This window comes from Corynebacterium sp. ES2715-CONJ3, assembly GCF_024814365.1.
Taxonomy (GTDB): domain Bacteria; phylum Actinomycetota; class Actinomycetes; order Mycobacteriales; family Mycobacteriaceae; genus Corynebacterium.
In genome coordinates this window covers 277,411-287,605 of sequence record NZ_JANUXS010000004.1, presented here as the reverse complement: position 1 = coordinate 287,605, position 10,195 = coordinate 277,411, and the positions used below count along the sequence as shown (strand labels likewise).

The 10,195-nt window shown below is 52.3% G+C and carries 8 protein-coding genes, 1 tRNA gene and 1 pseudogene; 6 read left to right on the top strand and 4 right to left on the bottom strand.

Translation table 11 applies throughout. The features are described from left to right. Positions 1–820, top strand: a pseudogene (locus NXT00_RS06795) (MSCRAMM family adhesin SdrC); the annotation flags it as partial. Between the two features lie 2,326 nt (positions 821–3,146). Here NXT00_RS06795 and NXT00_RS06790 read toward each other — a convergent pair. Continuing rightward, positions 3,147–3,223 (bottom strand) — tRNA-Pro (locus tag NXT00_RS06790). 96 nt (positions 3,224–3,319) lie between these two features. Further along, the gene (locus NXT00_RS06785) at positions 3,320–4,252 is read right to left on the bottom strand and encodes a metallophosphoesterase (RefSeq protein ID WP_259078493.1); all 933 of its coding nucleotides are present in this window, start codon (positions 4,250–4,252) and stop codon (positions 3,320–3,322) included. Positions 4,253–4,323: 71 nt separating this feature from the next. Between NXT00_RS06785 and NXT00_RS06780 the strand changes: the two genes are divergently transcribed. After that, positions 4,324–4,785 (top strand): GatB/YqeY domain-containing protein, encoded by a 462-nt coding sequence (locus NXT00_RS06780; protein ID WP_259158503.1) that lies wholly within the window; start codon positions 4,324–4,326, stop codon positions 4,783–4,785. 31 nt (positions 4,786–4,816) lie between these two features. On the opposite strand, the gene NXT00_RS06775 is transcribed toward NXT00_RS06780, so the two are convergent. Then, the gene (locus NXT00_RS06775; RefSeq protein ID WP_259158502.1) at positions 4,817–7,201 is read right to left on the bottom strand and encodes a transglycosylase domain-containing protein; all 2,385 of its coding nucleotides are present in this window, start codon (positions 7,199–7,201) and stop codon (positions 4,817–4,819) included. Positions 7,202–7,384: 183 nt separating this feature from the next. On the opposite strand from NXT00_RS06775, the gene NXT00_RS06770 reads away from it, so the two are divergent. The 4 genes from NXT00_RS06770 to NXT00_RS06755 all read left to right on the top strand — a co-directional run bounded on the left by NXT00_RS06770 (position 7,385) and on the right by NXT00_RS06755 (position 9,329). After that, entirely contained in the window at positions 7,385–7,723 is a 339-nt protein-coding gene (locus tag NXT00_RS06770; protein WP_259078497.1) for a WhiB family transcriptional regulator, read from the top strand. Between the two features lie 101 nt (positions 7,724–7,824). Next, complete coding sequence (locus NXT00_RS06765) at positions 7,825–7,980, top strand: DUF4177 domain-containing protein (protein ID WP_259078499.1); 156 nt, start codon at positions 7,825–7,827, stop codon at positions 7,978–7,980. A 3-nt stretch (positions 7,981–7,983) separates the two neighbouring features. Then, positions 7,984–8,439, top strand: a complete 456-nt coding sequence (locus NXT00_RS06760) for a RidA family protein (protein ID WP_259158501.1) — start codon at positions 7,984–7,986, stop codon at positions 8,437–8,439. 59 nt (positions 8,440–8,498) lie between these two features. Next, a complete protein-coding gene (locus tag NXT00_RS06755; RefSeq protein ID WP_259078502.1) occupies positions 8,499–9,329 on the top strand; it encodes an MBL fold metallo-hydrolase in 831 nt (276 codons plus the stop codon). 34 nt (positions 9,330–9,363) lie between these two features. Here NXT00_RS06755 and glxR read toward each other — a convergent pair whose 3' ends face one another. Beyond that, on the bottom strand, positions 9,364–10,047 hold the full coding sequence (glxR, locus tag NXT00_RS06750) for a CRP-like cAMP-activated global transcriptional regulator GlxR (protein ID WP_259078503.1): 684 nt from the start codon (positions 10,045–10,047) through the stop codon (positions 9,364–9,366). Positions 10,048–10,195 lie beyond the last annotated feature (148 nt).

Genomic DNA, 10,195 nt, shown 5'->3' with positions numbered 1-10,195 from the left:
CAACGCTGACTCGGATGGCGATGGAGTTAACGACGGCGACGAGATCAAGAACGGCACCGATCCTAACAATGCGGATACCGATGGTGACGGCCTGACCGACGGCGAAGAAATCTCCGGTGAGAAGAACGATAAGTTCGGAAACCAGCCTACCGATCCAAACAACGCTGACTCGGATGGCGATGGAGTTAACGACGGCGACGAGATCAAGAACGGCACCGATCCTAACAATGCGGATACCGATGGTGACGGCCTGACCGACGGCGAAGAAATCTCCGGTGAGAAGAACCCCTTCGACAACGACGGCGACGGCAAGGGTGATCCTACGGATCCGAATAAAGCCGACACCGACGATGACGGTATCAACGACGGTGACGAAATCTCTGGTGAGAAGAACCCCTTCGACAACAACAACGATGGCAAGGGCGACCCCACCAACCCGAACGCCGCCGATACCGACGGTGATAAGTTGAAGGACGGCGACGAGATCAATACGATCGTCGACAAGAATACTGGTAAGACGATAGCGGATCCTGACAAGGCTGCCGATGCACCGAAGACCGATCCGAATATCCCGAACAACCAAGGTTCTTCCGACAACGCTGGCTCCACTGACAACAATGGTTCCTCCGATCAGCTCACACCTGGAGCTATTGCTGGCATCGTTGCTGGTGTTGTAGGTGCGATCCTTCTGCTCCTGAACATTCCTTCGATCGTTGCCTTCATCCAAGGCCTGTTCGTAGTACCAGCTCCTGCTCCTAAGGAAAATAAGAAGCCTGGTGTTATGAAGCCTGGTCTCAAGAAAGGCTTTGCTAAGCACTAAGTTCTAGGGACCCACTTCGAACCTAGTAATTCGAAGACCCCTGAGACCAAGTAGAAGAAGACCGCGTCCCTCTTACTGAGAGAGGCGCGGTCTTCTTCTGTGCTCCGTACCCAAGCGTGTTCTACGGCTCCCCGCAAGCGACTGATTCATAGGGCAGTTTTAATCGGATTATTTGGACTTGGTGGAGAGCCTTGGTAAGCAGCTGTCCAGAGGATTACGCAATATGAAGGGTGCCCGGTCCTGCCGCGAGTTTGATTGCCCACCTGCTGGCTAGGTGGGCATAGGCACGCGAAATTTCCTGTTTTTCACCGATCTCTCTGCATCTCCCCGAATTCGTAGAATTTCGTCCGGAGTGTACTTCGTACCACCAACCTGCCGTGAGTGTGGCTGCGACTTCTGTGGGCTTCATCTAGAGTCGTTCCACCGTCACTGTTTGGTTCGGAGCCTCTCAGCGGAGCTCCAGAGGCAGAGGCTCACCTCGTGAGAGCCTCCCATTGCCTTGCTCAATAGGGGCGCCCTGAGGGGCCTCTTGTTGCAACAGGTGTGTGCTGCACGGCGTAGCAAGATACAGTTCCGCCCGCTAGCTAGGTGCTGGTGAAGCGCCGGGCGTCTACCTGCTCATAGTGCACGTTCAGAGCTCTGTTTGAGGGAATCGTAGCTATATAAAGCTTCCATCTGTGTCTTGATCAGAGCCTGTTGAGATTGGGGATCGGATGAGGTTACTCAACCGCCCCCTCTTGATATAGGTCTCAGGTTGATTGGAAGGCAAAGCAGAAGGCTAGGGGTGTCATGGCATCTTTGTCGTCGTGCAAAGAACTTTTCAAATCCTCCCTAATCTATCGAGTGGTGTGGAGAAGTCGTGCGGGGAGAATTCAGTACTGCTGGCTCATACATCTTGCAGCCTGCTCCATGAATAACAGTATTCGGATTTGGTGATTTTCAAACGGCAGTATAGTGAGCCAGTCCGTTGCCGGGAGTGGCCTCAAGAGCACGAGCGTGCTCTCTCGATGGCGTTTAGAATCCGGGACTCTCATATAAGGCGTTTGCTTTTAGCGATGTCTCATTTTCTTAGACCCGAGTGATTGACAGCCACCTGGTTTGGTCCGATTTGCACTGCGGGGCTCGCTGTCCTGGTAATCCCTCGCTCGCATCCTCGATTAGCTGGAGATGCTACATCACTCAGAGTCTCGGTGATGCTTCACGTAGTACGCCTCTAGACCGTGAATATTGTCTAATCTTTTGCCTATTCCCCTATAGGGAAGTGAATGTTCTAGCCGATGCAAAGGCAGACTTAGTCTTGAAGATTAGAGTGTGGGTTTAAGCATATCCTCTGTCCCTAACATCCTATACGCCAGGGAGTATGAAGCTTATAACCACTCAAGAAATCGCGATTGGCTAAAAAGATAATCGCAGTGAGCACCACGAGTAGACCTGCCTTCTCCCTCGATTTCTCGTTCCTACGAGGGTGTTGACAGGTAGAGCGGCGAATCATCTAAAGAAATCTACCTGCAGATGTCCAACCGCCTACATTCGGTGTGCAATGAGCGAAATTCTAAGAGAATGACTCATCAGACCAGAACTGTTAAAAAGGTGTTTAAGTGACTTCTCGTGGAACAAACGTCGTATAAGCCCCACGAGGATTGTCTCGGATTTGAGGTGGCGCAGCTGGGCTTTCTCCTAGCCTTCGCGCCACTGTAGGCGCTAATCGAGGGCCCGAATTGTGCCCAATTGGCTCCTAGATACCAATATCTGCGCTGATCGTTAAGTTCTCGAGAACTACTATATGGTGCATATTTAATTGTCCTCCTATGTGGATCGCGCAGAAAACTTATGTCATCTTGCTGTTATAGCGTTATCGCTAATTTTTGTGGCTAGTGCCCCAGATGACAGGAGATGATCTCTTCCTGGCCTGTATTCAGCTGATTTTGGATGGCTCTAGTTAGGGCCCGCTCGAGTGTTAAGTTTCCAGTACGCGCATAACTGCGGGGTGAATAGATCGGTGGTGTGGACGAGGGTGTGGCCGGCTGGGCGGGTAGTAGTTGCGGCCAACAGAGATACTTTGCCATTGCCAAATGTAGGTGAGGCCCCAATCTTCCCATCGCAGATGTGAAGATTGGGTGCAAAAAGATCTTCAACCGATACCCCGAAATAAAAACATAGAAAAATATAGCCGGGGCACGAGTTTAGCTCCACCATCTGCGTGGCCGAATTCATCTTAAACGTGAGGTATCGAAGGTGGTGGCGTACCGGGCTGAGGGGTGACCCGTATATGTATATGCGAAGAAAGAGCTCCCCCACACTAGAAAAGTGTGAGAGAGCTAACTGCTGGTCGGGATAACAAGATTTGAACTTGCGACCCCTTCGTCCCGAACGAAGTGCGCTACCAAGCTGCGCTATATCCCGGTGGCGTGTCGATAACTACCGAACAACCATCAACAGATGTTAGTCCTCTTATAGCGACATTTCAAGCGCCCTATTTTAGAAGATAGAAACGGTAACCTAGCTCGACTTTTCGGTAATTTTTAGCAGAGTAGCTGAGGGGCGACAGAAGAGACGTATAGGGGCAAATTTGCTAGTTCCTAGCCCCTTGGACACATACATCGCCATGTGTTTAAACTGGTGCAAACCTTTGGCCCGCGCTCGATCAATACCGCAATTAGTTACCAAGCTTATAGATCCAGGCAAGCAAATTTGTCCGCCGTGAGTGTGCCCAGAAAGGGAAAGCTGGTAACCGTCAGCAGCAAAACGGGCGAGTACCCGCGGCTCGGGACAATGCACTAAGGCAAGACTCATATCGGCCTGAGGATTAGGCGCTCCCGCGATGCTCTCATAGTCGTCTAAATCGTGGTGAGGGTCGTCGACCCCAGAGGCCGCTACTTTGAGGCCGCTAACCTTAAATTCGTGCCTTTGATGTGTGGCATCTCGCCAACCATGCTCTAAAAATACTGCGCGCATATCTTTCCACGGTAGTTCTACACGTGATACTTTTCGCTTCCTGCCAACCAGATAAAGAAAAGGATTGACTGGCTTGGGTCCAAAGTAATCATTGGATCCAAAGACGAAGAGTCCGGGAAAAGCGAACAGAGGTTGAATAGCGGCAAGCAGGCTCGGGATTGCATGGAGATCGGAGAGATTATCGCCAGTGTTGACCACTAGATCGGGCTTGAGTCGCGCCAGATCTGCAATCCACTCCTGCTTCTTCTTTTGCCCTGGCACCATATGAATATCCGAGATGTGCAAAATTCTAAAAGCTTCACGTGATCTAAGGGTGCCGGGCGAAAGGAGTGGTACCTCGACTTCTTCGAGTTCGAAGCGTTCACACTCTTTATAGCCCCACCAGAGTGCTGCGGTACCAGCTATAGCTCCCAGACTACCGATTTTCAGAAGCTGAGATGCCCAACGCGGGCATGAAGATGTGAAATCCTTGTTCATCCTTTAGACCTTACCTGCTTCAGCGCACAGGTAGCTCTATGAGGATGCGATCCGAGTAGAATGGAGACACTATGAGTGAACTGAAGCTAAAAATTCGAGACGATATCAAAGTTGCTATGAAGGCGCGAGAAAAAGAGCGCACCGGAGCTCTCAGAATGCTGCTCGCTGCCATACAGGTTGAAGAAACCTCTGGCACAAAGCACGAATTGAAAGACCAAGAAATTCTCAAGGTAATAGCACGTGAAATTAAAAAACGGAAGGAGTCTGCTGAAGTCTATGCCGCCAATGGGCGTCAAGAATTGGCCGATCAGGAGCTCCTTGAGGCCGCTGTCCTCAACGAGTACCTCCCGCAGCAGCTTTCTGATGATGAAATCCAAGCCCTAGTAGCCCAAACCATCGAAGAGCTACACGGCGAAGGACTTGAGATCAATATGAAGAGCATGGGTCAGATTATGAAGGTCGTTACCGAACGAGCCGCCGGCACTGCGGACGGCAAACGCTTATCCACCGCGGTCCGAGCTGCGTTGCAGTAACAAGGAGTGGGGCCGATAACGGCTCCACTTTTTATGGCGATTGCAGAAGATCGCGAATCTGATTGGTTAATTCCTCCACGTCCGAACGAAATTGATCTTCTTCATTAAAGGCGGTCCTTGGTTGCGGTTGAGTCTGATTAACCGCTGGTGGTGGAGGAGGGGCAGAACCATCCGAAACGAAGAGAATGATAGTACTCCCTTTCTTGAGTGGGAGATCGGCACTGGCGCGGACGATCGTTCCCTTCTCGGCACCGTTGCCGGCCACGATCTGTTGTAATACGTTGAATTTCCTGGCCACCAGTTCTCTTTTAACATCGCCGTATTTGCGACCAATATATTCCTGACCGAAGGTGGCTGAGGTACCAGCATTGAACCGCGGATTATATTCCGGTAACCCTCCCTCGAAGGCATTGAGGCGAGAAGCTGCCGCAAACCAGGTGCGCGCAGGTTCAGAACCGCCAAAGAGATTGCCGTCGGGGCACTGACGCACTGGTACGGTGCACAATGGTGTAATCGTGGTGCCATCGTTGTAGATATAAGGAGCTGCAGCAAAGCGGTCGTTATATCCTAGAAAAGCCGCCGATTGATGGGACTCGGTCGTTCCTGTTTTGGCCGCAATAGGAGCATTCCAGCCTGCGCCCCGCGCAGCATCAGCTGCCGTGCCCTTCGTAGCATCAAGACTTAAGCCAGCGCTTAAGGCCTTGGCCACTTCGGGGGCAAGGGCTTCGTCACACGCGGGTTTATCAATAAATACCTCGCGCCCGAAGCGATCGAGTACACGATTAACCGGTGTGGGTTCACACCACACTCCTTCGGAGGCGAGCGTGGCTGCCACATTTGACAGTTCAAGAGGGTTTACTGCCACCGGCCCAAGCGTGAATGATCCTAGATTATGATCTTTCATATAATCAGCGATGGAGTTATCAGCATCGAAGGTCTGGGGCTGGGTATATGAACGGAGACCTAATTTTACGGCCATGTCCACTACCTCAGGAACGCCCACATCCTCGATAAGGCTCACAAAGGTGGTATTGGGCGACTGCGCTAAGGTATCGCGCAGGCTCATGGTGGGGGCATAGACGCCGGCATTTTCCACACAGTATTTGCCTGGTGGACAGTTCTTTGCTCCCCCTTCGCCCATGCCGGACACCTCTATACGTGGGGGAACGTCGAGCTGGGTATCGAGGCCATAGCCCTGTTCGAGAGCGACGGCGGCGGTGAAGAGTTTAAAGACCGACCCGGCGCCGCTACCTACTAAGGTGGCGGGCTGATTGAGAACAGTCTGACCAGCTTCGAGATCGAGACCATAATCGCGGGAGGAGGTCATCGCGAGGATGCGCCTTGACTCCTTGCCGGGCTCGACCAGATTAAGAACTTCGGAGACTCCAGGCTCACGCGGGTTGACGTGTTGAACAACGGCTTCGTGGGCAATATTTTGGGCCACTGGATCTAGGGTCGTTTCGATGGTATACGAGCCCTTGTGTAGATCATCGAGGCTAAGCCCCTTATCGCTCAGGTAGTTGAGAACTTCATCGCAGAAGAAACCGCGATCGCCAGTAGTGATGCAGCCATTAGGCAGGCCGCGGGGAAACTCTAAAATTCCCAGGGGTTCAGCTTTAAAGGCATCAGCTTCTGCAGTAGAAATTGTGCCCACATCGACCATTGCGTCGAGAACGGTATTACGGCGGGCGATCGTGGCCTCAGCATTGGTATAGGGGTTCAGGTAGCTTGTGGACTGCACCATACCGGCGAGCATGGCCGATTGTGGGATGGTGAGCTCTGCGGCAGGGATTCCGAAATAGGTTTGAGCCGCAGCCTCGATTCCAAAAGCCTCGTTACCAAAGGGGATAACGTTGAGGTAACGGGAGAGAATCTCGTCTTTATTCAAAACTTTTTCAATTCCAGAAGCCATGCGCATCTCGCGCAATTTTCTGGGGATCGAAGTCTCGACAGCAGCAGCTTTTTCGTCACTAGTAGAGGCGCGAACATAGAGCAGATAGTTTTTTACATACTGCTGGTCAATGGTAGAGGCTCCCTGTTCCACCCCACCAGCGAGGAGATTTCGCACCACCGCGCGGAAATTTCCCTGGATATCGACGCCATTATGTTCGTAGAAGCGGCGATCTTCGATGGCCACGATCGCTTCCTTCATGGACTGGGCAATACGGTCAGGTGGAACTTCGAAGCGACGTTGGGCATAAAACCATGCGAAGGGGTGACCATCTTTGTCGAGCATTGTGGTCACCCCTGGGGTCTCAGTTGAGTTGAGATCCTGAATATTCGACTGCATGACGTCGTTGGTGCGCTGGATGGCGAGGGCGCTCATAGCAGCGAGAGGGGAGAGCGCAACGGCTCCCACCACACCAGCTGCGAGCGTGGCGCCAATGAATTGGTTCACAGATTTCCAGAGGGACACATCCCCTACATTACCGAGGACGGTGTGAAAGTGGGAATAATCAGACCCCCTTAATGTGTGACTCGTTCGACATTCACTAGGTTGTGTGAATAGACTTACACATGACCAACGGATCAGTATAGACCGAAATGCCGGTCAATTTGACCAGTTTCTCAATAAGTTTCCCTCAGGAGGACAACCAAGATGACAACATCTCTGGCGAACCCACAGAACAATGCGCTCCTGGACCCCAGTGGACTCGGTTCTATCGACCGTGGCGATTGGGTAATGCACGCAAATTGCCGGAATGAAGATCCTGACGCCCTCTTTGTCCGTGGAGCAGCACAACGCCGTGCTGCGGCGATCTGTAGGCAGTGTCCAGTGCTCCTCCAATGCCGTGTGGATGCCCTCGATAACCGCGTGGAATTCGGGGTATGGGGAGGCTTGACTGAACGACAGCGCCGCGCACTTTTGCGCAAGAACCCCGACATCACCTCATGGGCTGATTATATTGCCAATGGCGGCGAACTCCACGGTATTTAAAATCATCAAGTTGCAAAAGGGCGCACTCATTGCAGTGAGCCCTTCAGTTTTTCTCAGTTTTACGCGAGCTATCTAGTCTCAGCTAGTTTAAGGTGGAAGTTATGAAGAAATGGGAATACGCAACCGTACCGCTATTAGTACACGCCACCAAGCAAATCCTCGACAGCTGGGGTGAAGACGGCTGGGAGCTGGTCACCGTCGTGCCAGGGATGAATCCAGAAAATGTAGTCGCCTATCTGAAGCGCGAGGTCGTTTAGCCGATGCGGGTCAGTGAGAAACTCGCGGAGCTCGGATTAAGCCTACCAGCGGTAGTTCCCCCGCTAGCCTCCTATGTGCCGGCGGTTCAGGTAGGTAATCAGGTGTGGACCGCCGGACAACTTCCAATGGTCGATGGGGTCTTACCAAGAACTGGAAAGGTCGGAGCTGACCTTAGCGTTGACGAAGCCTATGAATTAGCGCGGACTAGTGCTTTAAATGCTCTCTCAGCCGCCGACGCTCTAGTTGGAATCGACCGTATTCGCCGCGTCTTTAAAGTGGTGGGATTTGTTTCCTCCGCGCCGGGATTTGCCGATCAGGCGTTGGTCATTAACGGTGCCTCGCGTATGATCGGCGATATTTTTGGTGATCAAGGTATCCACGCACGCTCCGCCGTCGGGGTATCAGACCTACCACTTAATTCGCCAGTGGAAGTAGAGCTCTATCTCGAGCTCGACTAGCAGACAAATTGGCTATATTTCTCCTTACCATCCCCAGCGATCGGCTAAGCTAAGAAACCATGAAGCATCCTGCTTATAGCCAATTGCGGCCCGTTACCCCGTCTGCAGCCGTCGTGCTGTGTATGAATCCCGGTTATGCCTCTTTAGAGGGAACCAATTCGTGGGTTATCCGCGCTGAAGATGATCCGGTAAGTATTGTGATCGATCCTGGCCCTGAGGATGAGGGTCACCTTAATGTTCTTAATACCAAGGCGCATAAAGTGGGTCTCATTTTACTTACGCACCGTCACCACGATCACGCCGATGGGGCGCATCGTTTTCGGCAGCTCACTGGTGCTCCGGTAAGAGCCTTTGAAAAGGCTTATTGTCATCACGGCGAGGCGCTTGTAGATGGTGAGATCATCACTTTAGATGGATTGAGCCCACATATTGAAGTGGTGCATACCCCAGGTCATACCGGTGATTCCGTGAGCTTCTTTATTTGGTCAGGTACCCCGCATGAGTCCACCTTAGAAGGTGTCATTACCGGCGACACTATCGCGGGCCGCCACACCACGATGATCTCTGAAACTGACGGAGATCTCGGTGATTATTTTAAGACCCTACACTTATTAGAAGATCGTGGGAAGGGTGTCCATCTCCTCCCCGGTCATGGGCCTGATGGAGAGGATCTTTCCAAATATGCCGCTTGGTATCTTAGCCGCCGGGAACAGCGACTTGATCAGATCCGCGAAGCTTTAGATAAAAACGGTCACGATATCGGCCTAAAACAGCTCGTCGATGAAATCTATGACAAAGTCGATCCTGTTTTACGTGGGGCGGCAGAGCAAACGACGCGGGTAGCACTGCGATATCTTGAGCGCACCGGGGAGTATCATCCGAATATCTAGAAAAATCCCAACCTCACAAGAGGTTGGGATTTTTCTACCGAGAACGTTTAGCTAAATGCTCAGTATCGACAATCAGCACCGACTTGCCCTCGAGACGAATCCACCCGCGGTGGGCGAAGGTGGCGAGCGCCTTATTGACTGTTTCGCGGGAGGCTCCCACAAGCTGGGCAATCTCTTCTTGGGTGAGATCATGGTTAACGCGCAGTGCGCCACCTTCTTGGGTGCCAAAGCGATTAGCCAACTGCAATAAAGTCTTGGCCACACGCCCCGGTACGTCAGTGAAGATGAGATCCGCAAGGGCCGAGTTGGTGCGACGCAAGCGGCGGGCAAGAACGCGCAGGAGCTGCTCCGAGATTTCGGGGTGGTCTGCGATCCACTGGCGAAGTACCTCGGAATTCATCGTTGCCGCGTGGACCTCGGTCACGCATACTGCTGAGGAGGTACGAGGGCCGGGATCGAAGATAGAAAGCTCTCCGAACATATCGGATGGTCCCATAATCGTAAGAAGATTCTCGCGACCATCTGGGGCGTGCCGAGCTAGCTTCACCTTGCCGGCAGTGATGATATAGAGCCGGTCTCCAGGCTCGCCTTCCTCAAAGATGGTAGTACCGCGGGGGAACCGGACGGATTCAAGGTCCCCAATCAAGTTGGCCACCGCCACTGGGTCTACTCCTTGGAAAATTCCGGCTCGGGACAGGATATCTTGAACGCCTTCCACCTGAAACGTACTCCTCTTTAGTTCGTGTGAGTCTGGACAATCTTAGGTGCGTTGCTGGGAAACTCCGCAGGGAGATTGCTGACAAATGAAGCTGGCCTAATCGTTGAATTCTATGGGTATCATTAGTTATCCTACTATGGAATACGTC

What these genes read in the sequence shown, in the direction of transcription:
- NXT00_RS06785 (WP_259078493.1), bottom strand. Translation starts at nt 4,252, where the DNA reads ATGAACAAGGATTTCACATCTTCATGCCCGCGTTGGGCATCTCAGCTT.
- NXT00_RS06780 (WP_259158503.1), top strand. Translation starts at nt 4,324, where the DNA reads ATGAGTGAACTGAAGCTAAAAATTCGAGACGATATCAAAGTTGCTATG.
- NXT00_RS06770 (WP_259078497.1), top strand. Translation starts at nt 7,385, where the DNA reads ATGACAACATCTCTGGCGAACCCACAGAACAATGCGCTCCTGGACCCC.
- NXT00_RS06765 (WP_259078499.1), top strand. Translation starts at nt 7,825, where the DNA reads ATGAAGAAATGGGAATACGCAACCGTACCGCTATTAGTACACGCCACC.
- NXT00_RS06760 (WP_259158501.1), top strand. Translation starts at nt 7,984, where the DNA reads ATGCGGGTCAGTGAGAAACTCGCGGAGCTCGGATTAAGCCTACCAGCG.
- NXT00_RS06755 (WP_259078502.1), top strand. Translation starts at nt 8,499, where the DNA reads ATGAAGCATCCTGCTTATAGCCAATTGCGGCCCGTTACCCCGTCTGCA.